Below are 24616 nucleotides of genomic sequence, written 5' to 3'. Positions count from 1 at the left end.
CTGTGCCAAGGCCAGCCCTGATGAAGGTGACTTTCAAGCAATAGACTTTTCAGCCGGGGTATTAATCATTCGGTTAAGCCAGGGGATCAGTAACGCCATTACCAACGCAATCACCAGCGTGACCATACCAATTTTACCAAATACATCAGTATAAATCGGCAATGTTTCGAGCGGGTCGGTCATGCCTTCAGGCGTGGCGGTAAAGGTGGCTACGTAACCACCTATCAAGAATGAAGCTGCTTGAGTCAAGAACCACATCCCAAGAATAAACCCCATCAAATATTGTGGTACTAATGCTGCCACCATCGCCAAACCGAGGGCGCTTATCATTAACTCCCCTAAACTCTGGAATAGATAAACCAGAACAATAAACCAAGGTGATGTTAAACCTTGTGCATCAGCAAACCACATCCCTGCGGCAGCCGCTGTTAGGAATCCAAACGAACATAAAAACATGCCTAAAGTAAATTTTGCCGGCATGGATAAGTCACGATTCTGGCTACCCAAACGGGTATAAATTGAGGCTAAAATCGGGCTGGCGACGACCACCCAGAAAGGATTTAGCGCCTGAAAACTCACCGGATTAATATTGAAACCGAGGATTTCATGATGAACATTATTAATAGCAAAGAAGTTCAACGAAGTTGGCATCTGAGCATATAAAACATAAAACACGATGGCTTCAATCATCAGAATGAAGGCAACAAACATTTTATTTCGGCCCAGTTGATCCTGTTTTAGCGCTTCTTTGAAAAAGATAAACACCACAATCAGCGATAAGACGATTAACACCAAATTGGCAATAATGACATGATTCATCAACCAAGCGCAGATGCATATCATCACTGCACTTCCCACTAGGACTAACAACAGATTGCGCCAATTTAAAGGTTTTGTATCAGGTTCAGACCCAATATTGCGGACCATATGGCGGCAACAGAAATAGACCAGCAGGGCAAAAATTAAACCAATGCCGCATAAGTAATAGGTAACGGTATATCCGAAGCGCTCGGCTATCACCGGTGCCAATGATAATGACAGCAAAGAGCCGATGTTGATCGACATATAAAACAGAGTAAAAGCCCCGTCCAGACGGGGATCTTTCGGCGGATAACATTTAGATAATAAGCTAGCCGGGTTGGCTTTAAATAAACCATTCCCCACAGCAATAGTCCCTAATGCAAAGAAAATCAGGTTAGGTTGGTATAATGATAAACCGGTGGCGAAGTAGCCCAACGCCAATACGACAGCCCCTAAAACCAGGGTGCGTTTAGTGCCCAATAGATGGTCACCGACATAGCCACCAATCGAAATTAGGCCGTAAACCAACGCCGCAAAAGCCCCAAAAGTGACAAATGCTTGTTCTTGTGAGAATCCCAACTGTTTGACGAAGAAAACAGCGAGGATCCCCTGAACTCCGTAATAGCCGAATCTTTCCCAGAGTTCGACAAAAAAGATCATAAAGAACGGTTTGGGTTGCTGAAGTAAACCCGTGGGGGTGGATCTATCCATGATAGGTCGCCTCTGCGCAATAGTGATGCTGCGTAAATTTAGAGTGTACAAAGCCCATGCAGAGACGAGAAAAGTATCTGCATAACCATTATATTGCTCATTGCTTGAAGTGTTATGCAGGGTATTACACTGGATATATATTGTATTTGTGGTTGATCACACTAATTAGAATATTAAAAACAGAATTGATGATTGTGAATGAGGGCGGGCGGAGAATAAGTAAAGGTAATTAGAAATGGGGCTCAGTAATACCCGCCCCATTTTCACGACATTATGCGCGTGCTTTTTGCGATAGGCTCAAGATGAACATCGCCGCGGCACAAAGCACGACTGAAGGGCCTGCGGGGGTATCATAGCAAGCTGAGAAAGTTAACCCCCCCGTCACGGCAACAATACCAATACCGATGGCAATACCGGCCATTTGTTCTGGTGTTCGGGCAAAACGACGTGCGGCAGCGGCTGGGATAATCAATAGAGAAGTAATAATCAGTGCGCCGACAAACTTCATCGACAACCCGATTGTCAGGGCAGTCACGAGCATCAGCAACATCCGAACGCGCTCTAAATTAACCCCATCCACATGGGCCAGTTCCGGGCTGATAGTCATGGAGAGCAATGCCCGCCATTGCCAACACAATATGCCCAGCACGACGACGACGCCGGCTGCAATTAGCCCAATATCACTCAGTGTGACGGAAAGTAGATCGCCAAACAGGTAAGCCATTAAATCGACCCGGACATTATGCATTAGGCTAACGACCACTAAACCTAACGACAGCGCACTGTGAGCCATAATCCCGAGCAGTGTGTCTACGGCTAACTGAGGGCGGCGTTCCAACCACACCAGAATAAGCGCTAACACCATAGTCATCACGATCACGGCATAGAATGGGTTCACATCTAACAGTAAACCAAATGCCACGCCCAATAATGATGCATGGGCTAATGTATCGCCAAAATAGGACATTCTGCGCCAGACCACAAATGACCCCAGAGGGCCCGCCGCAGTTGCCAGCAACACACCGGCTAACCAGCCAGGCAACAGTAATTCAATCATGCGTCACGACTCCCGCTGTTTTTCAAAATAATCTTTCCGTGCAAATCGTGACGATGATTATGGTGATGACGGTAAACGGCTAACTGTTCTGCTCCACGATTGCCAAACATGGCAATAAACTCCGGATGAGTGGAAACGACCTCTGGCGCACCAGAACAGCAAATATGTTGGTTAAGACATAAAACTTCATCAGTTTTGGCCATGACTAAATGCAAGTCATGGGAAACCATCAAGACGGCACAGCCGAGCTCTCTGCGTAACTGTTCAATTAAGTCATACAGAGCTAATTGCCCATTAACATCAACACCTTGCGTTGGCTCATCCAAGACTAATAGCTGCGGTCGGTTCAATAGGGCGCGGGCCAAGAGGACACGCTGATTTTCGCCGCCAGACAGCTTTTGCATTGGCTGATCTAATAGATGTGCTGCATGTACCCGCTTAAGTGCAGGTAAAATATCTGCTTTTTTGACGCCCGGTTTTAACCGCATAAAGCGGCTCACCGTCAGCGGCAAGGTGGCATCCAGATAAAGTTTTTGTGGAACATAGCCGATACGTAAACCCGGCTCACGAATCAGAGTGCCGCTGGTGGGAGCAATCAACCCTAATACCACGCGAACCAGTGTTGATTTGCCGGCACCATTTGGCCCAAGCAGAGTGAGAATTCTTCCCGGACGCAGAGAAAGGGAAATATCATTTAGTACCCGCCGACTACCAAAAGTGACAGATATCTTATTTAGAGTGACCAATGTGGACATAATGATTACGTTTGCAGAACCGAGTGAATGTTATAATATTACGCTTTACTCATCAAAACGTCGAGAATTCGTATTATGTTACATAAAAATAAATGGCTAAAGCGGGCAATGCTGGCCAGCGCAATTTTAATCGCTAACCCATTTAATATTGCCTCTGCTGCGGTTGTGACATCAGTGCGTCCGCTGGGTTTTATCGCCTCAGCCATCGCTGATGGTGTACTGCCAACCGAGGTATTATTACCTGATGGTGCATCACCACACGATTATGCCCTGCGCCCGTCAGATGTCCAGCGGTTACGGAGTGCTGACCTGGTTATTTGGATTGGGCCGGAAATGGAAGCTTTTTTATCGAAACCGTTAACGCAAGTTGCTGATAATAAAAAGATAGCTCTGGCTCAATTACCCTCAGTCATGCCTTTGTTGATGAAAGGCGACGAACATGATGAACATGACGGGGAGGATGAAGGGCATCACCATGATCATGCTAAAGATAATCACAGCGATGAGCACCGCCACGGCGAATATAACATGCATATTTGGTTGTCCCCAACTATCGCCAAACAATCTGCAATTGCTATTCACGATAGATTATTGGAACTTATGCCACAAAATAAGGACAAATTAGATGCAAACCTGCGCCGATTCGAGGATCAACTAGCGCAAAATGAAAAAAATATTGCTACTATGCTAAAGCCTGCCCAAGGTAAGGGATACTTCGTTTTTCATGATGCTTATGGCTACTTTGAAAAACACTTTGGCTTGAGTCCGTTAGGGCATTTTACAGTCAATCCCGAAATTCAGCCTGGTGCGCAGCGTTTACATCAAATTCGAACACAGTTGGTTGAGCATAAAGCGGTATGCGTTTTTGCTGAGCCACAATTCAGGCCGGCCGTCATTAATGCTGTCGCCAAAGGAACAAACGTGCGTTCAGGCACTTTGGATCCCTTGGGGAGTGGCATAGTATTAGGCAAGGACAGCTATGTGAACTTTTTGTCTCAGCTGTCGAACCAATACGTGAGCTGCCTGAAGTAAGATTAAAAGGATACTCATAAGTGCAGCAGATAGTCCGAACTATCACTTTGGCGTATAACAATCTCCCTCGCCCCCACCGCATCATGCTGGGGTCGTTGACTGTAATGACATTGGCCGTCGCTGTTTGGCGGCCTTTTGTTTATCACCCGGAGCATGAACCTGTCGCCAAGAGCGTGGTATTAGATACCAGCCAAACCCGCATTTTATTGCCCGATGCCAGTGAACCCATTGATCAACCAGCACCAGATGATGAAATCCCACAAGACGAATTAGATGCCAAAGATGTCAGTGAAACGGGTGTTCATGAGTATGTTGTCTCCACCGGGGACACGCTTAGCAGCATCCTGACCCAATATGGCATTGATATCTCTGATGTTTCCCTGTTGGCGACACAAAACCGCGATTTGCGTAATCTGAAGATCGGGCAGCAAATCTCTTGGACAGTTAATGATGCTGGTGATTTGCAGCGCCTGACATGGGAAGTTTCTCGTCGTGAAACCCGCACTTATGACCGTGTAGGTAATAATTTCAAAGAAACAAAAGAGTTACAGAAAGGTGAGTGGACCAATGCGGTTCTCACTGGTCGGCTGGAGGGTAGTTTTGTTACCAGTGCCAAAAAGGCCGGTTTGACCGGTGCTGAGATTCGCGCTGTGACGAAAGCATTACAATGGCAGTTGGATTTTGCCAAACTGCGCAAAGGTGATCAGTTCTCGGTATTGATGTCGCGTGAAATACTTGATGGGCGCAGTGAGCAAAGCCAATTGGTCGGGGTGCGCATGCGCTCTGGAGGCAAAGATTATTACGCCATTCGTGCTGACGACGGTAAGTTCTATGACCGGCTAGGTTCTGGTCTGGCGCGTGGTTTTATGCGTTTCCCTACCATGAAGCAATTCCGTGTTTCGTCTAACTTCAATCCTCGCCGTATTAATCCTGTGACAGGGCGTATCGCACCGCACAAAGGTGTGGATTTTGCTATGCCAGTCGGGACACCGGTGCTGGCCGTAGGTGATGGCGAAGTGGTTATTGCCAAGCGCAGTGGGGCGGCGGGTAACTATGTTGCTATCCGTCATGGTCGCCAATACACCACACGCTATATGCATCTAAAAAAATTACTGGTGAAACCAGGCCAAAAAGTGAAACGTGGCGACCGCATTGCGTTGTCAGGTAACACTGGCCGCTCTACTGGCCCGCATCTGCACTATGAGTTTTGGATGAACCAGCAAGCTGTTAACCCGTTGACCGCTAAGCTACCGCGTTCAGAAGGGTTAAGCGGTAAAGATCGCAGCGACTATCTGGCTATTGCGAAACAGGTCATCCCGCAGTTGCAACTGGATTAATAATAGCTCGCCGGTAGCCATAAATTTGTGCTACCGGCGCGTTTATACCTAGCGGTATATTATTATCTCATCGTCCATTCCAAGAGTTCCCCATGCATAAAGAGAAAAACGACGCAGCTGGTTTTATTCCGGTATTTAAAAAATCTTTCCTACATCCCCGTTTTTGGGGCGTGTGGTTAGGGGCTGGAGCAATGGCGGCGATGGCTTATGTCCCACCCAAATTCCGAGACCCTTTATTGGCCGGAGTGGGGCGTCTTGCCGGTAAATTTGCCAAAAGCGCCCGTCGCCGCGCCCGTATAAACCTTCTTTATTGTATGCCAGAGCTGCCAGAATCAGAACGTGAACATATTATTGATCAAATGTTTGCGACCGCCGCGCAACCTTTAATGATGATGGCTGAGTTGTGTTTCCGTGATCCGAAAAAAGTATTATCCCGCGTTCATTGGCACGGGTTGGATATTTTGGATGGGCTACAACAACAAGAGCGCAATGTTATTTTATTGGTGCCCCATGCCTGGTCGATTGATATTCCGGCCATGTTGTTGGCCGAGCAGGGTAAGCCGGTTGCCGGCATGTTCCACCATCAACGCAATCCATTAGTGGATTATTTATGGAATAGTGCGCGCTTGCGGTTTGGTGGTCGAATTCATGCTCGTGAAAGTGGGATTAAACCCTTTATCAGTTCTGTGCGCCAAGGTTTCTGGGGATATTATTTACCTGATGAGGACTATGGCCCTGAGCAAAGTGAGTTTGTTGATTTCTTCGCGACTTATAAGGCGACATTACCGGCAGTGGGGCGGCTAATGAAAGTTTGTCGTGCGGCTATTGTTCCGATGTTCCCTGTTTACAATTATCGTGAACATCGTCTTGATATCTATATTCGCCCGCCAATGGATGATTTAGCGGATGCTGATGATGCTTATATTGCGCGCCGCATGAATGAAGAAGTTGAGTTGTTGGTTAAGCCGAATCCAGAACAATATACCTGGATTCTAAAACTGCTCAAAACACGTAAAGAAGGTGAACTAGAGCCTTATGTTCGCAAAGATCTTTAAGAGAATAATGAAAAAGCCCGCGGTTGATTCGCGGGCTTTTTTTATTCTTAGTTAAACGTCATTCAACACGGATGATGCGGCTGGTATTGGTGGTGCCAATAGTTCCCATAACATCGCCCTGTGTGACAATAACCAAGTCACCAGATACCAAGAAACCTTTATCTTTCAGACGATTTACAGCTTCAGTTGCCGCAAGAATGCCATCGGTATGAGTATCACAATAAACCGGAGTTACGCCACGATAGATAGCCGTCAGGTTCAACGTATGGTCATGGCGCGACATTGCAAAGATGGGCAAACCAGAACTGATGCGGGACATCATCAGTGCAGTGCGGCCTGATTCAGTCATCGCAAGAATGGCAGTGATGCCTTTCAGATGGTTTGCTGCATACATGGTCGACATCGCAATGGCTTCTTCAACATTGTCGAATTGCACATCAAGGCGGTGCTTAGACACATTGATACTTGGGATTTTTTCTGCACCCAAGCAGACTCGCGCCATGGCCGCAACCGTTTCAGCCGGATACTGACCCGCTGCTGTTTCGGCTGACAACATTACCGCATCGGTACCATCGAGTACGGCATTAGCCACGTCCATAACTTCAGCACGAGTGGGCATTGGGTTAGTTATCATTGACTCCATCATCTGGGTTGCAGTGATAACCGCGCGGTTTAGCTGACGGGCACGGCGAATCAGTTTTTTCTGAATTCCGACTAACTCAGGGTCACCAATTTCAACACCCAAGTCACCACGAGCAACCATCACCACGTCAGAGGCCAGGATAATGTCGTCCATAGCTTCATCTGTTGCGACGGCTTCTGCGCGCTCAACTTTTGCGACAATTTGTGCATTGCAGCCAGCATCACGGGCCAAACGACGTGCGTAATGCAAATCTTCGCCAGTACGTGGGAAGGACACCGCCAGGAAGTCCACACCAATTTTGGCAGCAGTGATAATGTCGGCTTTATCTTTTTCAGTCAGGGCTTCAGCTGACAGACCCCCACCTAACTTATTAATCCCTTTGTTATTGGACAGTGGGCCGCCGACGGTAACTTCGGTGAACACTTTCATGCCCTGAACTTCAATAACTTTTAATTGTACGCGGCCATCGTCCAGCAACAAGATATCGCCGGGAACAACATCCGCAGGTAATCCTTTATAATCAATACCAACTTTATCTTTATCGCCTTCGCCTTTTGCCATATTGGCATCTAGCAGGAATTTATCGTGCACATTAAGGAAGACTTTACCTTCCTTAAAAGTAGATACCCGGATCTTAGGACCCTGCAAATCGCCAAGAATAGCTACATGGCGCCCCAATCTGGCGGCGATCTCACGGACTTTGTTGGCCCGTAATTCATGATCTTCAGCACTACCATGGGAAAAATTCAGGCGGACTACGTTAGCACCTGCAGCAATAATCTTTTCCAGATTATTGTCGCGGTCAGTAGCCGGCCCCAGTGTAGTAACAATCTTGGTCCTTCTGAGCCGTCTGGACATCTCTTACTCCGTTGACTGATGAAGCATGGTGTTGTTAAAACAGCGGATAATAAATCCGATAGTAAAATGTAATTAAGTTACAAATTTTACGACGACATAATTGCGACAGCTATGTTTTACAACAACATAGTGTCATTTATGTTATCCGCTTGCGACTGTAAAACTATTGATGCATAAAATGGCCCATGCGGATTCCGTTTTTGCACCAATGACCACATTACAAAAGCGAACTATTTACCAATTATTGACTCCACTATTATGCGAGTCAGACAGATATTATTTTTCAATAATACGTCAAATTTTCATGGCAGAAGATGCGCTAACACAAAACAACACGACTTCTCCCCCGGCGAATATTTACTTTTTGACACAATTCACTTCGCGCCATTACTCGCCACTGTTGACCCGTGGAGAGCCTTTATCGAAGCGCGATTCTTTTAATGCGTCTTTAACTCGCTTCAAGTTATCCCTGAATTTAGCCCCTCGACGTAGGGTAAAACCGGTCGCCAACACATCAATTAAGGTCAGTTGAGCAATACGCGACACCATTGGCATATACATATCAGTATCTTCCGGCACATCCAACAAGAGAGGCAATGTCGCTTCATTGGCCAGTGGCGTGTCGCGGGAGGTAATGGCAATCACGGTGGCATCGTTTTCACGAGCGAGTTGCGCCAACTCAACGAGGCTTTTTGTCCGCCCAGTGTGGGATATCAATACCACGACATCACCTTCATTGGAATTCATGCAGCTCATGCGTTGCATGACGATATCATCGAAGTAAATGACTGGGATATTGAAGCGGAAGAATTTATTCATGGCATCATGCGCCACAGCCGCCGATGCACCAAGGCCGAAGAACGATATTTTCTTCGCTTGCGTCAATAAATCGACTGCCCGATTAATGGCTGCAATATCTAAATTGTTCTTCGCCATATCCAAACTGGCCATGGTCGATTCGAATATTTTCCCAGTGTAAGCGGCTACACTATCATCCTCTTCAACATTACGGTTCACATAAGGTGTGCCATTAGCCAGACTTTGTGCCAAATGAAGTTTAAAATCAGGGAAACCTTTCGTGTCTAATCGACGGCAAAAGCGGTTTACCGTGGGTTCGCTTACATTCGCCAACTTGGCGAGTGTGGCGATACTTGAGTGGATGGCAGTTTGTGGGGCGGCGAGAATTACCTCGGCGACTTTCCTTTCCGATTTGCTCAGGAGGTCCAGATTATTTTGGATATTTTCCAGCGTATTCATATAACGAGAGTCACCCATGGGTTTTACCGATTTCATTTAAAGGAGAAATCTATGTCGGTTTAATGAAAATATACTACGAGCTGGAACCCGTTGGCAGAGACATCTGGTCTGAAGTCACTCTTTTTCACCAGAATATGACCTGTGTCTAATTTTCATAATGGTAAATAGTTGTCAAAAACGTCATAAAATTACATTTTAAAGTTGTGCGGCCTGATTTGACGCGGCCTGCCACTCTATCGAGTGTTTTTTGACCTTTTTTGGTCCGCTTTTATCCGGGTTTACTGGCTATAGTCAAAGAGAGTACATTAGTAATGTAAGAAAATTACAAATATCCTGCAACGAGGAGAATAACATGGCGGTAACTAATACAGCCCAGGCAGCACAGGCGTGTGATCTGGTGATTTTCGGCGCTAAGGGAGACTTGGCTCGCCGGAAACTGTTGCCTTCCCTTTACCAATTAGAGAAAGCGGGTCACATCCACCCTGATACTCGGATTATCGGCGTAGGCCGTGCCGACTGGGATAAAGACGCGTACACAGCCGTGGTAAAGGAAGCCCTCGATACCTTTATGAAAGAGAAGCTGGATGATGAATTGTGGCAAAAGCTCAGTTCTCGTCTCGACTTCTGTAATTTAGACGTCAATGACAGCAAGCACTTTGCCAAGTTAGGCAAAATGCTGGATCAAAAAAACCGCACTACGATTAACTACTTTGCTATGCCACCTAATACTTTTGGCGCAATTTGCAAAGGATTGGGTGAATCGGGGCTGAATAAAGAGCCTGCACGAGTCGTTATGGAAAAACCCTTGGGGAAAGATTTAGCGTCCTCGCGGGTAATTAACGATCAGGTCGCCGAATATTTCAATGAGTGTCAGGTTTATCGTATCGACCATTATTTAGGTAAAGAGACGGTTCTGAATCTGCTGGCTCTGCGTTTTGCCAACTCACTGTTTGCGTCAAACTGGGATAACCGCACGATTGATCATGTGCAGATAACCGTCGCTGAGGAAGTTGGGATTGAAGGGCGCTGGGGCTATTTTGATCAGGCCGGTCAGATGCGTGACATGATCCAAAACCATTTACTGCAAATCCTGACCATGATTGCCATGTCACCACCGGCAGATTTGAGTACAGACCGTATCCGTGACGAAAAAGTGAAAGTGCTGCGCTCGCTGCGCCGTATCGACCACACCAATGTGCGCGAAACTACGGTTCGTGGTCAGTATACGGCTGGGTTCGTTCAGGGTAATAAAGTCCCGGGCTATCTGGAAGAGGAAGGGGCGAACAAGAGCAGCAACACGGAGACATTCGTTTCTATCCGTGTTGATATCGATGACTGGCGCTGGGCCGGTGTGCCGTTCTATCTGCGAACTGGTAAACGCCTGCCAAGCAAGTGCTCTGAAGTGGTGGTGTATTTTAAAAATCCCGCGCTGAATCTGTTCCGCGAATCTTATCAACAATTGCCACAAAACAAGCTGACTATCCGTTTGCAACCGGATGAAGGCATTGAAATTGAAGTGCTGAATAAAGTGCCGGGTCTGGAGCATAAACACCGCCTGCAAACCACCAAACTTGACCTCAGTTTCTCAAAAACCTTTAACGAACAACATATTGCCGATGCCTACGAACGTCTGTTATTGGAGACGATGCGGGGTATTCAAGCTCTGTTTGTGCGCCGTGATGAGGTTGAGGAAGCATGGAAGTGGGTCGACTCCATCATGGATGCATGGGCTGCTGATAATGAGGCTCCAAAGCCTTACCAGTCCGGGACTTGGGGGCCAGTGGCATCTGTTGCCATGATCACTCGTGATGGCCGCTCATGGAATGAGTTCGAGTAAGATTAGTTTGCTCGCATTGTGATTCTTTATGGCAGGCAGAAAGTCGTCGTGAATATTTTGCCTGCCATATTTCAACTGACACCTTAGGGTGAGTACATGCCAATCGGCATAAGTGGAGATAACAACTGATGAAAAGCTGGAAAACGAGCGCAGAACATATCATGACCGCAGGCCCTGTTGTCCCGGTGATCGTGATTAACAAGCTCGAGCAAGCGGTACCGCTGGCAAAAGCCCTGGTGGCTGGTGGTGTTCGGGTGCTGGAAGTGACGTTGCGCACCCCTTGTGCTGTTGAGGCTATTCGTGCCATCGCGAAAGAAGTTCCTGAGGCTATTGTAGGCGCGGGTACTGTCCTTAATCCTCAGCAATTGGCTGATGTCGTTGATGCGGGTGCTCAATTCGCCATTAGCCCGGGGCTGACAGATGAGCTGCTCAAAGCGGCTACCGAAGGCTCTATTCCGTTGATCCCAGGGATCAGCACTGTTTCAGAACTGATGCTGGGCATGAGCTATGGCCTGCGTGAGTTTAAATTCTTCCCGGCAGAAGCTAATGGCGGCGTGAAAGCTTTGCAAGCTATTGGCGGCCCATTCTCTCAAGTGCGTTTCTGCCCAACAGGCGGTATTACCCCGAACAACTATCGCGATTACCTGGCGCTGAAAAGCGTATTGTGTATCGGCGGCTCATGGTTGGTTCCTGCTGATGCGCTGGAAAAAGGTGATTACGCTCGCATTACTGAATTAGCAAAACAGGCTGTCGCGGGCGCTACAGCATAAGTTGCTGTAACTCCCTGAACTGATGGGAGAACCGGGTATCCTTACTCAATATAAAACCCTTGCCATGCAGGGGTTTTGTTTTTTTAGAAAGACTAACTTATTATTTTTTAATCTCTTTTTATAAACTATTTATAGAATTGATGGTTTGCTTTATAAAATTGACTGTGGTAAAAATACAGCAGTTAATTATTCCAATTTGATGAGGGTTTTAGGCGTATCACACTAGGTTTGGCATACAAGAATGTGGCTAAAGCGCGTGTGGCTAGAAAAAAGAGATATATTATGATGAAAATTAATGGAATTACTTTCAAACCTTCTACTTGCCAACTCTTCCTGTCTGCCATTCTGGCCAGTGAGCATCACTGGTGCAGCGAGCTATAGCGTCTTTCTTCTTCAATAAAAAATAAAAGTTTCTACGCCAAGTGAGTTTCTATTTCTTACGGCCTGCGCACGTCAATTCCCAGTGAATGGTGTGCCGAGTGAGGATAACCGTAACAAATAGACCTTAGCGTGCGTTTTACCCGTCATTTCTCAAATAGCAGGGGTATTGGCTGCATTCAGTCATCCGAATCACTTACTTATGTAAGTTCAACAGGATTATCTTGTTTGCCGCCTTCCTGCACTTTGAAACCGATAGGGTAGCTGTGTGTTAGGAGAAGAATGATGATTTATTGGATATTTTTAGGTCTGGCGATTGTTGCTGAAATTATCGGCACCTTATCAATGAAATACGCCAGTGTGAGTGGTGAGATGACCGGGCATATCGTGATGTATTTTATGATAACCGGCTCATATATATTGCTGGCTCTGGCGGTGAAGAAAGTCGCGTTAGGTGTGGCTTATGCGCTGTGGGAAGGGATAGGTATCCTGATTATTACTGTCTTTAGTGTGCTGTGGTTTGATGAGAGTTTATCGCCACTTAAAATTGCCGGTTTAGTGACATTAGTCGGCGGCATAATGCTAGTGAAATCAGGCACACGTAAACCGAAGAAACCAAACAGTCCAAGTCGCAATTCAGGTGAGCATCATGCAACAGCTTGAGTTTTACCATATCGCGTTTCTTATTTTGGCTGTCATCCTGGAAATAATCGCCAATATTTTGCTGAAAATGTCAGATGGTTTTCGCCGAGTATGGTTGGGTATATTATCATTGATTTCAGTGTTAGGGGCATTCAGTGCTTTAGCACAAGCCGTAAAAGGCATTGAATTATCAGTGGCTTATGCTTTGTGGGGCGGGTTTGGTATTGCCGCCACCGTGGCTGCGGGGTGGATTTTATTCAACCAGCGGCTGAATTATAAAGGCTGGATCGGCTTGATTTTGCTGTTGGCCGGAATGGTGATGATTAAGCTATCGTAATCCGGTGTTTGGCGGGGCGACTGCACCAATGGGCACTCTGGCGTTTTACGCCGCTATGCCCCATTCGGTACATTTCCCCGCGTTTTCACTTTGTGATTAGGGTGAGGGAAGCTAAGTATATTTAGCGGCTAATCAGATGGCTGCAATAATTTTGATTTCGACTTTGTAGTTTGGATTCATCAACTTGGCTTCAACAGTACAGCGCACCGGCGCATTCCCGTCTACCACCCAGGCATCCCACGCCGCATTCATCGCCGCGAAGTCTGCTTTATCTGCCAGAAAAATGGTGGCATCCAAAATGCGGCTTTTATCCGAACCAAGCTGATTCAGCATGATATCAATTGCCGCCAGTGTGTTTGCCGTTTGTGCCGTGGCGTCCGCATCCAAGTTTTCCGGTACGCTGGTGTAATAGATAGTATTGTTGAATACCACCGCGTCTGACCAACGTTTTTCTGGATTAATGCGCTCAATACTCATTTTCACTCCTGTGTGTGAATGCCAATGTCAGTTGCGATACCCGTCATTCTTCAAGTTACCTCTGCATTAGCCCGGTGAGAAAAGCGCCTTAAAGCTCATCGGGATTCTCTCACTTGCCGCCTTCCTGCAACTCGAATTATTTAGGATATGGCATTAGGGTAGCATAGCTTGCCGCGAGAATGTGTGGTCGCCGGGCCTCAGGCTTGGCATAATCACCGCTGATTTCGCCCGGAAGAGAACGCGTGACAGACGATTTTGCAACAGACGGCGCATTAGCGCAGGCCATTACAGGTTTTAATCCCCGAGAGTCCCAGCGCCAAATGGCTGCGGCAATCAGTGAATCTATTGATGCCAAACAACAACTGGTCGTCGAGGCCGGTACCGGTACGGGGAAAACATTTGCCTATTTGGCGCCAGCTTTACGGGCTGATTGCAAAGTGATTATCTCCACCGGCTCCAAAGCATTACAGGATCAGCTGTATTCCCGCGATTTGCCGACTGTTGCAACCGCCTTAAAATACAAAGGAAAGCTGGCGTTACTCAAAGGCCGCTCGAATTATTTGTGTCTGGAGAGGCTTGAACAGCAATCTCTGGCAGGCGGGGAGTTAGCCAGTGAAACATTAGTGGATTTAGTGCGCTTACGCGGCTGGTCAGCAGAAACCGTTGATGGGGATATCAGTACCTGTGGCGAGGTTGCAGAAGACAGTTTTGTCTGGCCATTAGTGACCAGCACCAATGACAACTGTCTGGGCAGTGATTGCCCGCTGTATAAAGATTGCTTCGTGGTGAAAGCCCGTCGCAGAGCGATGGACGCTGATGTGGTGGTGGTAAACCACCACTTATTCCTGGCGGATATGGTGGTGAAAGAGAGCGGATTTGCTGAACTGATCCCAACCGCCGATGTGATGATTTTCGATGAAGCCCATCAGATGCCTGATATTGCCAGCCAATATTTTGGTCAGCAATTGACCAGTAGGCAATTGATGGATCTGGCAAAAGACATCATTATTGCCTATCGCACTGAAGTGCGTGATTCGGCTCAGTTACAAAAAAGTGCCGATCGTCTGACACAAAGCACGCAAGACTTTCGTTTGGTTCTGGGGGATCCGGGCTATCGCGGTAACTTGCGTGATGTGATGGAGCAGCCAGCCATCCAACGGGCGCTGTTATTGCTCGATGATGCGCTAGAGCTGTGTTACGACGTGATGAAACTTTCACTGGGGCGCAGCGCCATGCTGGATGCCGCCTTTGAAAGAGCCACGGTGTATCGCAACCGGCTTAAACGATTAAAAGATGTCTCTACCCCCGGCTACAGTTATTGGTATGAGTGCAATTCACGTCATTTTGTCCTGGCGCTCACACCACTTTCTGTTTCTGACCGCTTTCGTGAATTAATCGAAGAAAAACCCGGAACATGGATTTTCACCTCAGCGACTTTGTCGGTGAATGACCAGTTATCACATTTCACCTCACGGCTGGGGCTGACCAACGCCAAGACATTGTTACTGCCCAGCCCGTTTGATTACGCCAATCAGGCATTGCTGTGTGTGCCGCGTAATTTGCCCTCCGCCAATGAGCCGGGAGCAGCACGTAAACTGGCGGTAATGCTAAAACCTTTGATTGATGCCAACAAAGGGCGCTGTTTCTTCTTGTGTACTTCTCACCAGATGATGCGGGGGCTGGCGGAAGAGTTCCGTGCCAGCATGACATTGCCGGTCTTGGTGCAAGGGGAAACGAGCAAAGGGCAACTTTTGGCGCAATTTGTGGCGGCGGGCAATGCATTATTGGTGGCGACAAGTAGCTTTTGGGAAGGGGTTGATGTACGTGGGGATGCGCTCTCTTGTGTCATTATCGATAAGCTGCCGTTTACTTCGCCAGATGACCCGTTGTTGAAAGCGCGTATTGAAGATTGCCGTCTGCGCGGCGGTGATCCATTCAATGATGTGCAATTACCTGACGCGGTTATTACTTTGAAGCAAGGAGTGGGCCGCTTGATTCGTGACATTGATGATCGCGGAGTGCTGGTCATCTGTGATAACCGCCTGGTGATGCGCCCTTATGGCGCGATGTTCCTCAATAGTTTACCCCCCGCGCCGCGCACTCGCGACTTGGCGAAAGCCATCGCTTTTCTCAAGCAGCGTGATTGAGGGAAAAGCAAGGAAGGGTGTGCTATCATGCGCGCCCTGTGTTGAATTCATACTCTTTTCCTGCCGAGGTTGGCATGTCCACGCGAATTTTAGCGATTGATACTGCAACAGAAGCTTGTTCTGTCGCACTCTGGAACAACGGCGAAGTTCAGGCGCTATTTGAACTTTGTCCACGAGAACACACCCAACGAATTTTACCGATGGTACAGCAAGTGCTGGCGGACTCCGGTCTATCACTGCAACAACTCGATGCCCTCGCTTTTGGCCGTGGCCCTGGTAGTTTTACCGGTGTGCGAATTGGTATCGGCATTGGTCAGGGGCTGGCATTGGGTGCTGACTTGCCGATGATAGGGGTTTCCACTTTGCAAACCATGGCTCAGGGAGCATTTCGTCTGACGGGGGCCTCTCGGGTATTAGCGGCAATAGATGCGCGAATGGGCGAAGTCTATTGGGGGGAGTTTGAGCGCAATGATGAAGGGCATTGGCTTGGCGAAGCGACAGAAGCTGTTATGACCCCAGAGCAAGCACTGGTGCGCGCTCAATTGTTGAGCGGCACTTGGGCAACGGTGGGCACTGGCTGGCAGACATATCCTGATCTCATTGGCGATAGCGCTGTCGCGCTGGTTGACGGCAAAATAACCTTGCCGCATGCCGAAGATATGCTGCCGCTGGCATTATCTGCCTGGATGAGTGGGCAGGGGGTCAGTGTGGAAAATGCTGAGCCGGTGTATCTGCGAAATGAAGTTACCTGGAAAAAACTGCCGGGCCGCTAGAATGGATTAGTGACACTGTAACTTGTAAGCGTAAGGATATATGCTCGCCATACTTCAAGTACCCGAATCATTTGTTCAGCTAAGTTCCTGCTTGCCGCAACTCGGATTATTTAGGATATAGCAACTTGTCATCCTGTTTAGAGTCTAAAATATTAACATAGCTTTAGATATGATAAGGAGCAGTATGCTATGGCGATGAATACGTCAACAACTCAATCTATAAAGAACAGCAGCCGTAAATGGATGTATGCCGCGCTAGGATTGGGCGTTTTGCTGCTTTCCGGCTGTGTCACTATCCCGCCGGCGATCCAGGGTACAACTGCGACACCGCAGCAAAATCTTAATTTAGTTCGCACTGATCCGAAGGTATTTATTGGTCAGGAAGCGCGTTTCGGTGGGGCAGTCATTAATGTCACTAATGAAGTCCATCGTACCCGGCTTGAAATCGCCAGTGTACCGCTAGATTCAGGCGCCAGACCTATTTTGGGTGAGCCTTCACAAGGGCGAGTCATTGCTTATGTGAATGGTTTCCTTGAGCCAGTCGATTTTCGAGGGCATCTTATCACTGTAGTTGGGCCGATTGTCGGCGTGGAAGCAGGGAAAATCGGCATGACGCCTTATGACTTTGTGGTTATAAATGCAACCGGTTATAAGCGTTGGCATCTTGAACAGCAAGTCCTTATGCCGCCGACGATGGGCCCTTGGGGTTATCACTATCCCGGCATGTGGGGCCCAGGTTGGGGGGGATGGTACAATCCGGGGCCAGCACAAATACAAACTATTGTTACTGAATAGTGGGTTGGCGGCATAAGCTGATTCGTGATTAAGATAAGGGCGCTGAATTCAGCGCCCTTTTTACATTCAGTGAAACTTCATGGCAACCCGCTCAGGTGTTCTTCATAAATAATGTCTTTGAACCATTCGGTGGGTTGATGCGTTGTGGTTGGACATCATTCAATGCGGTGGTTGTGCACAAGACGTTCCTTAGTCACCACATCATTATCATGATTTGAAGCTGGAGATCATCGCCAAAAAGGGCAGGAGAAAATCACAAGAATGTTAATTAACGGGAAGGTAAACAGGTGTCTTTACCTCAGGAAATAACTAAAATACCCTATAATCAATCAGTTACATCGCTGTTTGGCGTCGTCTGTTTAATTTGTTGATCTGATTGATATTTGCTTAGCGACATCAGCCGCCTTGATTATTTAAATGTTTTGAGAGCCAGAAAATAGTGATGTATATCCCAACCTCAAAATTGTTTAAAAGCAAACTGGTACGCTGAGTTAAAATATTGTTAAAGTTCTGGTGTAAATAAGTTTGCCTTTATATCTTGGCGACCAATAATAACTCAGGAGCGCTACCTTGGAAAAAGTATGGCTAAAGCGATATCCGGCAGATGTTCCCGCAGAGATTGACCCGGATCGCTATTCTTCTTTGGTGGAAATGTTTGAGAACGCAGCATTGCGTTATGCGGACCAACCTGCGTTTATCAATATGGGGGAGGTGATGACCTTCCGTAAGCTGGAAGAGCGTAGCCGTGCTTTCGCCGCCTATTTACAGCAAGGTTTGGGGTTGCAAAAAGGCGACCGCGTAGCATTAATGATGCCCAACCTGCTGCAATATCCTATTGCCTTGTTTGGTATTCTACGTGCCGGTATGGTTGTGGTGAATGTTAACCCACTGTATACCCCGCGAGAATTGGAGCATCAGCTCAATGATAGTGGGGCTGCGGCCATTGTTATCGTTTCCAACTTTGCCCACACACTGGAAAAAATCGTTTTTAAAACGCAAGTTAAACACGTCATTTTGACCCGCATGGGCGACCAATTGTCGACTGCCAAAGGCACACTGGTCAATTTCGTCGTGAAATACATCAAGCGGCTGGTGCCGAAATATTATTTACCTGATGCCATTTCATTCCGCACGGCATTACAAAAAGGCCGGCGCATGCAATATGTGAAGCCGGATGTTATCAATACGGATATGGCATTCTTGCAATATACCGGCGGCACCACCGGCGTGGCGAAAGGGGCAATGCTCACTCACCGAAATATGCAGTCGAATCTGGAACAGGCTAAGGCGGCTTATGCGCCATTGTTACAACCGGGCCATGAATTGGTGGTGACGGCACTTCCGCTCTATCATATTTTTGCTTTGACCATGAACTGCCTGTTATTTATCGAGTTGGGGGGGCGCAGTTTATTAATCACTAACCCGCGTGATATTTCAGGAATGGTGAAAGAGCTAAGCCGTTATCCTTTCACGGCGATGACGGGAGTGAATACGTTATTTAATGCACTGTTAAATAATGAAGAATTCACCAAGTTAGACTTTTCAACATTACGGCTCTCAGTCGGCGGCGGTATGCCAGTACAAAAGGCAGTGGCCGATAAATGGGAAAAACTGACCGGCAAGCATTTGCTGGAAGGCTATGGTTTGACCGAGTGTTCGCCTCTAGTCACCGGCAACCCTTATGATTTGAAACATTACAGTGGCAGTATTGGCCTCCCCGTCCCTTCAACTGATGTTCGACTGCTTGATGATGAGGGGAACGAAGTTGCGCTGGGTGAGCCGGGCGAACTGTGGGTGCGAGGGCCACAAGTTATGTTAGGCTATTGGCAGCGGCCCGAGGCGACCGATGAAGTGCTGAAAGAGGGTTGGCTGGCAACGGGCGATATCGCGACGCTAGACGAGCAAGGCTTCTTGCGAATCGTTGATCGTAAAAAGGATATGATTCTGGTTTCGGGTTTTAACGTCTACCCAAATGAGATTGAAGAAGTGGTGGCATTACATGCGAAAGTGCTGGAGTCTGCCGCGGTAGGAGTGCCTAATGAGGTCTCTGGTGAGACAGTAAAACTGTTTGTCGTGAAAAAAGATGCCTCATTGACGCAGGAAGAGTTGCTAACCCATTGCCGCCGCTACCTCACTGGGTATAAAGTACCGAAAATAGTAGAGTTCCGTGACGAATTGCCGAAATCAAACGTTGGCAAAATTTTGCGCAGGGAACTGCGTGACGAGCAGATTAAAGCTAAGACCAGCGAGCAAAACGCAGCTTAGCTTAATGTGGGAGTCACTCAATCACATCAACAACGCCGGTGATTAACCGGCGTTGTTGTGTTTGCCATAGCACTAACGACTATATAGAGAATCACGTTTTGAATTATCAGTTGATCACGACCGACAGTGCGTTGCAGCAGGTTTGCGAACAAGCCCGAAAACATGCCCATGTTGCACTGGATACAGAGTTTGTTAGAACCCGCACCTACTATCCTCAGTTGGGCCTGATTCAACTGTATGACGGTGAACAACTTTCACTGATTGACCCTTTGCCCATCACGCAGTGGCAACCTTTCCGTGAGTTGCTACAAGATTTGAATGTGGTGAAATATCTTCATGCGGGCAGCGAAGATCTCGAAGTATTCTTGAACGCCTTTGAGCAAATGCCGACACCGATGATTGATACCCAAGTATTGGCTGCATTTTCTGGCCGTTCATTATCTTGTGGTTTTGCCATGCTAGTGAATGAGTTTGAAGGTGTCGAATTAGATAAAAGCGAATCACGCACTGACTGGATTGCCCGGCCACTTAGTGAAAAACAGTGTGATTACGCGGCTGCGGACGTATTTTACCTATTGCCGCTGGCGGCCAAATTAGTTGAAGCAACTGAAGCAGCAGGGCGTATGGATGCCGCTAAAGATGAGTGTGAGTTGTTGTGTCGTCGCCGTAGTGAAACACTCGATCCCGAATTAGCCTACCGTGAAATCACCAATGCCTGGCAGTTACGCGGCCATCAGTTGGCTTGTCTGCAAAAGTTGGCCTCATGGCGCTTGCGTCAGGCCCGTGAACGCGACCTGGCGGTGAACTTTGTTGTTCGTGAAGAGAATTTGTGGCAAGTCGCCCGTTATCAACCGACCTCGCTGGGCGAACTGGATTCTTTGGGCTTAAGTGGGCAGGAAATTCGCTATCATGGCCGCACCTTACTAGCATTAGTGGCTGAAGGTAATGCGGTTGCGGACGATCAGTTGCCTCCACCGGTTATTAATTTGATTGACCAACCGGGTTACAAGAAAGTCTTCAAAGATATTAAAGCACTGATTACGTCAGTTAGTGAGCGTAGTGGGCTAAGTAGCGAGCTACTGGCGTCACGTCGCCAAATAAATCAATTACTCAGTTGGCATTGGAAACTGAAATCCACAGAGACTCAGCCTGAATTATTAAGTGGCTGGCGTGGTGATTTATTGTCTGCGCAATTAACTGAAATTTTAGAACAGTATTAATTGATATTCAGGGTGGGGGAGACTTCACTCTGGGTGTTTGAATTTTAATTTATAACCCGTTTATGAATAGCTGAAATAGGGTTGAAAATTATTATGCTTTGGCGGGTGTATATATAACAGAAATAAAGCTGGGTATATATACAGCCAAAAAGGAACTATCCCCTGTAAATAAATACAGGGGATAGTTATTGCGAAGAAATCATTTAGGCGTTTCTTCCGTTTCCGGTAATGTCACGTTAAGCTCGAGCACCGAAATATCATCCCCTTTTTGCTCAAATTGCACATGCAGCATTTCAGGTTCGATTTGGATATATTTACAAATAACCGCCAAAATATCGCGTTTTAAGTCAGGTAGATAGTGGGGAGCACTGTCCCCACGACGACGTTCAGCGACGATAATTTGCAGCCGTTCCTTGGCTATATTGGCTGTCGGTTTTTTGCGGGACAGAAAAAAGTCTAACAAAGCCATGGTTTATCCCCCAAAAAGGCGTTTCAGGAAGCCCTTCTTCTCTTCTTCAATGAAGCGGAAGGGACGTTCTTCTCCTAGCAAACGGTCAACGGTATCGTCATAAGCTTTACCAGCATCTGACTCTTTGTCCAGAATCACAGGCTCGCCTTGGTTCGACGCGCGCAGTACGGACTGATCTTCTGGAATAACGCCAACCAGTGGGATCCTCAGAATATCGAGGACATCTTCCATGCTAAGCATATCGCCGCGATTAACACGCCCTGGATTGTAGCGAGTTAATAACAGATGTTCTTTAATCGGCTCTTGGCCATTTTCAGCACGGCGTGACTTAGATGACAATATCCCAAGGATGCGGTCTGAGTCACGGACGGAAGAAACTTCAGGGTTTGTCGTGATGACAGCCTCATCAGCGAAATACAACGCCATCAAAGCACCGCTTTCGATACCAGCAGGTGAGTCACAGACAACAAACTCAAAATTCATTTCGCCAAGATCGTTTAAAATCTTTTCAACACCCTCTTTGGTCAGGGCGTCTTTATCACGGGTTTGGGAGGCGGGCAGAATATACAGATTATCTGTGCGCTTATCTTTTATTAATGCTTGGTTCAAAGTGGCGTCACCTTGAATCACATTAACAAAATCATAAACCACCCGGCGTTCACAACCCATAATCAAGTCTAGGTTCCGCAGACCGATATCGAAATCGATAACAACGGTTTTTTTACCTTTTTGGGCCAAGCCGGTTGCGATAGCCGCGCTTGATGTGGTCTTGCCAACGCCCCCTTTACCCGATGTAACAACAATAATGCGTGCCATGAAATGGATTCCTTGTCAAAAGGGCTTAATTTAAAGGTTGTATAGTTAATGCGTTATCCAGCAGATGCAAACGCGCAGCTTGACCAAAATAATCACTGGGGATCTGGTCACTCAACCAGTACTGCCCTGCGATAGAGACTAGCTCAGCACCCAGATGCGTGCAAAAAATCTGGCATTGCGCATCACCTGATGCACCTGCTAGTGCGCGACCTCGCATCATTCCATAGATATGAATATTGCCATCGGCAATTAATTCAGCTCCGGCACTGACACTGCTGATAACAATCAAATCACAATTACGGGCATAAATCTGTTGGCCAGAACGGACAGGTGTGTTGATGATTCGTGTCTTGGTAGGAACATTTTCCGGCGGGCTGATAACAGGCTCCGGTGCCACTTTCTGGCCTTTTCCTTCGCTCAGTAACGGCAAACCTGCCCGTGCAATCGCACGTTTTTGACGTTCATCCTGACAACCACTGATGCCAACAATACGCAGACCCGCTGAAGTGACAGCCTGTTGGAGATCTTTCCAGTTAGCACCGTTAGGTAACGTTGCAACGTTAATCACAACAGGGGCGTTTTTCAGGAAAGCCGGTGCTTGATCTACCTTTTCCTGTAATGCCTGACGGATTACCTCCGGTCGTGAATCATGTAAATGAATGACCGATAGGGTAAAACTACTGCCTTTTAACTCAATTGGCGATTGTGACATCTATCCTGACTCAGTTTCAGCTGCGTTTAATCCCCGGAATATCATTCGGGGTACAATATTCTGATGTTCCCAAGCATGTTATAGGTAATATAAAAAGAAATCTATCCGTATCAATATATTGAAATCTCAACGCTGCATTGACGTCAATCTTGCAAGAAATTACAGCATAACTTCGGCTTATTCGCTAGCCCTGACCTGTCTATATTTGGCTAATATCACTGCCGTGATTGAGTTGTTTATTTTTCCAGCAAGTTAGCTGGCTTCATGCCCGTTTGGCACCGCCCATAAAAGGCGCTAATTTCTAGCAAATGTGGCCATTTTTTTATCAAGTGAAGTTATTTTTTATAAAATAGATGAATGGTAGACCATTATTACCGTTTTTAAGATGGTGAAGTCGGGGAATGGAATTCAGTTATTATCCGCTGAGTGAAATGCCTCACAATATTATTTCGGAGAAATCTCACTCAATAATGTGTAAATCTGCACAGCACATTGGCAAGACGCATTAGTCATAAAAAGTACAGATTTTTATGTTTTCTACTATAAACGACGTGAATTAGTGCGATTTTTAGTGATTTAATATTGAGAATGATAATCATTTTGTGATATTTTGTATTTTCTGCATTAATTAATCTAAAGGAAATTAACGATGAAAAGGAATTTCATCTCGCTATCATTTATCTGTGTTATTGCCATGTCGGCCTCATTTAGAGTCGGGGCTGATTTTAGCTATCACGCAAAAACGCCAAACGATAGTAAGGTTTCTACAGATTATCTGGAAAAACGTAAGGCGCTGGGCTCGACCGGCCTTGATGCTGAATCATGGCAACGGCAACTGGACGCAGAAAAAGCGCGAATGGATGCTGAAGCCACAAGGCGTGAAAATGAAAAGCAGCAGAAATGCCAACAGCAGCAATATCAGCAACGCCCACGCGTAGACAATTCTAAAAATTCCTATTTAGTTCCAGACCCTTGTGGCGACAGTATAGGCATCGATATCCCTGTCTACTGATATCTCAACGATGTGATATAGCTGAGCGTGTTATAATCGCCAGCTATGATTATTGAATTTATCGACTAGAGTCCAGAACATGCTTTGTGCTATCTACAGAAGTCCGAAACGCGATCAGACCTATCTTTATATTGAAAAGAAAGATGATTTTTCGAGAGTGCCTGCCGAGCTACTTGCCAGTTTTGGTCAGCCACAATTTGCGATGCTACTTTCGCTCAATGAGCGCAAAAGCTTAGCGACAGCGGATATCGAAAAAGTGAAGAGCGCACTGGTTGAGCAGGGTTTTTATCTGCAAGTTCCGCCGCCACCCGAAAGTTTGTTGAAAATGCATTTGGGTGAAACGAAAGCATAGCTTTGATGTGTTATCAAAACAGCTTGATGGTATCTATCACGGCAAAAAACGAGATGCCTCGGGGTGAAATTCGACTGATTTTAAGCGCCCAGCTTCCCCACTGGCTAC

Annotated in this window: 23 protein-coding genes; 14 read left to right on the top strand and 9 right to left on the bottom strand. The window is 46.9% G+C overall.

Features of this window, described 5'->3' with window-relative positions; all coding sequences use genetic code 11:
- Window positions 1-33 precede the first annotated feature (33 nt).
- The 3 genes from dtpB to znuC all read right to left on the bottom strand — a co-directional run bounded on the left by dtpB (window position 34) and on the right by znuC (window position 3324).
- Window positions 34-1512, bottom strand: coding sequence for a dipeptide/tripeptide permease DtpB (gene dtpB / locus F0T03_RS11580; protein WP_145556901.1), 1479 nt, complete (start codon window positions 1510-1512; stop codon window positions 34-36).
- 271 nt (window positions 1513-1783) lie between these two features.
- Window positions 1784-2569: a zinc ABC transporter permease subunit ZnuB gene (gene znuB, locus F0T03_RS11575; RefSeq protein ID WP_159678433.1), complete on the bottom strand. Its 786-nt coding sequence runs from the start codon at window positions 2567-2569 to the stop codon at window positions 1784-1786.
- Entirely contained in the window at window positions 2566-3324 is a 759-nt protein-coding gene (gene znuC / locus F0T03_RS11570; RefSeq protein WP_145556899.1) for a zinc ABC transporter ATP-binding protein ZnuC, read from the bottom strand. The genes znuB and znuC overlap by 4 nt, the downstream gene beginning before the upstream one ends.
- Window positions 3325-3399: 75 nt before the next feature.
- Here znuC and znuA point away from each other — a divergent pair, with 75 nt between their 5' ends.
- The 3 genes from znuA to lpxM all read left to right on the top strand — a co-directional run bounded on the left by znuA (window position 3400) and on the right by lpxM (window position 6748).
- Window positions 3400-4356, top strand: coding sequence for a zinc ABC transporter substrate-binding protein ZnuA (gene znuA, locus F0T03_RS11565; RefSeq protein WP_159678431.1), 957 nt, complete (start codon window positions 3400-3402; stop codon window positions 4354-4356).
- 20 nt (window positions 4357-4376) lie between these two features.
- Window positions 4377-5693, top strand: a complete 1317-nt coding sequence (gene mepM, locus F0T03_RS11560) for a murein DD-endopeptidase MepM (protein ID WP_145556897.1) — start codon at window positions 4377-4379, stop codon at window positions 5691-5693.
- Between the two features lie 92 nt (window positions 5694-5785).
- Window positions 5786-6748, top strand: a complete 963-nt coding sequence (gene lpxM / locus F0T03_RS11555; protein ID WP_145556896.1) for a lauroyl-Kdo(2)-lipid IV(A) myristoyltransferase — start codon at window positions 5786-5788, stop codon at window positions 6746-6748.
- Window positions 6749-6806: 58 nt separating this feature from the next.
- Here the strand turns inward: lpxM and pyk are convergent, their stop codons facing one another.
- Both pyk and F0T03_RS11545 read right to left on the bottom strand, forming a co-directional pair.
- On the bottom strand, window positions 6807-8249 hold the full coding sequence (gene pyk, locus F0T03_RS11550; RefSeq protein WP_025378091.1) for a pyruvate kinase: 1443 nt from the start codon (window positions 8247-8249) through the stop codon (window positions 6807-6809).
- Window positions 8250-8636: 387 nt separating this feature from the next.
- On the bottom strand, window positions 8637-9506 hold the full coding sequence (locus F0T03_RS11545) for a MurR/RpiR family transcriptional regulator (RefSeq protein WP_145556895.1): 870 nt from the start codon (window positions 9504-9506) through the stop codon (window positions 8637-8639).
- Between the two features lie 352 nt (window positions 9507-9858).
- Between F0T03_RS11545 and zwf the strand changes: the two genes are divergently transcribed.
- The 4 genes from zwf to mdtI all read left to right on the top strand — a co-directional run bounded on the left by zwf (window position 9859) and on the right by mdtI (window position 13470).
- A complete protein-coding gene (zwf, locus tag F0T03_RS11540; RefSeq protein WP_145556893.1) occupies window positions 9859-11343 on the top strand; it encodes a glucose-6-phosphate dehydrogenase in 1485 nt (494 codons plus the stop codon).
- Window positions 11344-11471: 128 nt separating this feature from the next.
- Entirely contained in the window at window positions 11472-12113 is a 642-nt protein-coding gene (locus F0T03_RS11535; protein ID WP_145556892.1) for a bifunctional 4-hydroxy-2-oxoglutarate aldolase/2-dehydro-3-deoxy-phosphogluconate aldolase, read from the top strand.
- A 663-nt stretch (window positions 12114-12776) separates the two neighbouring features.
- The gene (gene mdtJ / locus F0T03_RS11530; RefSeq protein ID WP_162527034.1) at window positions 12777-13154 is read left to right on the top strand and encodes a multidrug/spermidine efflux SMR transporter subunit MdtJ; all 378 of its coding nucleotides are present in this window, start codon (window positions 12777-12779) and stop codon (window positions 13152-13154) included.
- Window positions 13141-13470, top strand: a complete 330-nt coding sequence (gene mdtI / locus F0T03_RS11525) for a multidrug/spermidine efflux SMR transporter subunit MdtI (RefSeq protein WP_145562962.1) — start codon at window positions 13141-13143, stop codon at window positions 13468-13470. Before mdtJ ends, mdtI begins: the two co-directional genes overlap by 14 nt.
- Window positions 13471-13602: 132 nt before the next feature.
- Here the strand turns inward: mdtI and F0T03_RS11520 are convergent, their stop codons facing one another.
- Window positions 13603-13947, bottom strand: coding sequence for a RidA family protein (locus tag F0T03_RS11520; RefSeq protein WP_145556889.1), 345 nt, complete (start codon window positions 13945-13947; stop codon window positions 13603-13605).
- Between the two features lie 242 nt (window positions 13948-14189).
- On the opposite strand from F0T03_RS11520, the gene yoaA reads away from it, so the two are divergent.
- From yoaA to rnd, 5 genes are all read left to right on the top strand, one after another.
- The gene (gene yoaA, locus F0T03_RS11515; protein ID WP_159678429.1) at window positions 14190-16094 is read left to right on the top strand and encodes a DNA repair helicase YoaA; all 1905 of its coding nucleotides are present in this window, start codon (window positions 14190-14192) and stop codon (window positions 16092-16094) included.
- A 74-nt stretch (window positions 16095-16168) separates the two neighbouring features.
- The gene (gene tsaB / locus F0T03_RS11510) at window positions 16169-16867 is read left to right on the top strand and encodes a tRNA (adenosine(37)-N6)-threonylcarbamoyltransferase complex dimerization subunit type 1 TsaB (protein ID WP_159678427.1); all 699 of its coding nucleotides are present in this window, start codon (window positions 16169-16171) and stop codon (window positions 16865-16867) included.
- 189 nt (window positions 16868-17056) lie between these two features.
- Window positions 17057-17662: a Slp family lipoprotein gene (locus F0T03_RS11505; RefSeq protein WP_145556886.1), complete on the top strand. Its 606-nt coding sequence runs from the start codon at window positions 17057-17059 to the stop codon at window positions 17660-17662.
- A gap of 570 nt (window positions 17663-18232) precedes the next feature.
- Window positions 18233-19927 carry a long-chain-fatty-acid--CoA ligase FadD gene (gene fadD / locus F0T03_RS11500; protein ID WP_159678425.1) on the top strand — a complete coding sequence of 565 codons (1695 nt, stop codon included), beginning with the start codon at window positions 18233-18235 and terminating at the stop codon, window positions 19925-19927.
- Window positions 19928-20025: 98 nt separating this feature from the next.
- The gene (gene rnd, locus F0T03_RS11495; protein ID WP_159678423.1) at window positions 20026-21147 is read left to right on the top strand and encodes a ribonuclease D; all 1122 of its coding nucleotides are present in this window, start codon (window positions 20026-20028) and stop codon (window positions 21145-21147) included.
- 199 nt (window positions 21148-21346) lie between these two features.
- Here the strand turns inward: rnd and minE are convergent, their stop codons facing one another.
- From minE to minC, 3 genes are read right to left on the bottom strand one after another with little or no spacing between them, the layout of a single operon-like run.
- The gene (minE, locus tag F0T03_RS11490) at window positions 21347-21616 is read right to left on the bottom strand and encodes a cell division topological specificity factor MinE (protein WP_004874203.1); all 270 of its coding nucleotides are present in this window, start codon (window positions 21614-21616) and stop codon (window positions 21347-21349) included.
- A 3-nt stretch (window positions 21617-21619) separates the two neighbouring features.
- Complete coding sequence (gene minD / locus F0T03_RS11485) at window positions 21620-22432, bottom strand: septum site-determining protein MinD (RefSeq protein ID WP_005163000.1); 813 nt, start codon at window positions 22430-22432, stop codon at window positions 21620-21622.
- Window positions 22433-22457: 25 nt separating this feature from the next.
- Window positions 22458-23144 (bottom strand): septum site-determining protein MinC, encoded by a 687-nt coding sequence (gene minC / locus F0T03_RS11480; RefSeq protein ID WP_145556883.1) that lies wholly within the window; start codon window positions 23142-23144, stop codon window positions 22458-22460.
- A gap of 649 nt (window positions 23145-23793) precedes the next feature.
- Between minC and F0T03_RS11475 the strand changes: the two genes are divergently transcribed.
- Together F0T03_RS11475 and F0T03_RS11470 are read left to right on the top strand one after the other, a co-directional pair.
- Complete coding sequence (locus tag F0T03_RS11475; RefSeq protein WP_159678421.1) at window positions 23794-24156, top strand: hypothetical protein; 363 nt, start codon at window positions 23794-23796, stop codon at window positions 24154-24156.
- Between the two features lie 79 nt (window positions 24157-24235).
- Complete coding sequence (locus F0T03_RS11470) at window positions 24236-24508, top strand: YcgL domain-containing protein (RefSeq protein WP_145556881.1); 273 nt, start codon at window positions 24236-24238, stop codon at window positions 24506-24508.
- Window positions 24509-24616 lie beyond the last annotated feature (108 nt).

The sequence above is a fragment of the Yersinia canariae genome, from assembly GCF_009831415.1.
In the GTDB taxonomy this organism is placed as follows: Bacteria; Pseudomonadota; Gammaproteobacteria; order Enterobacterales; family Enterobacteriaceae; genus Yersinia; species Yersinia canariae.
Note: the sequence above shows the minus strand (reverse complement) of the source record. Positions and strands in the feature narration are given on the sequence as shown.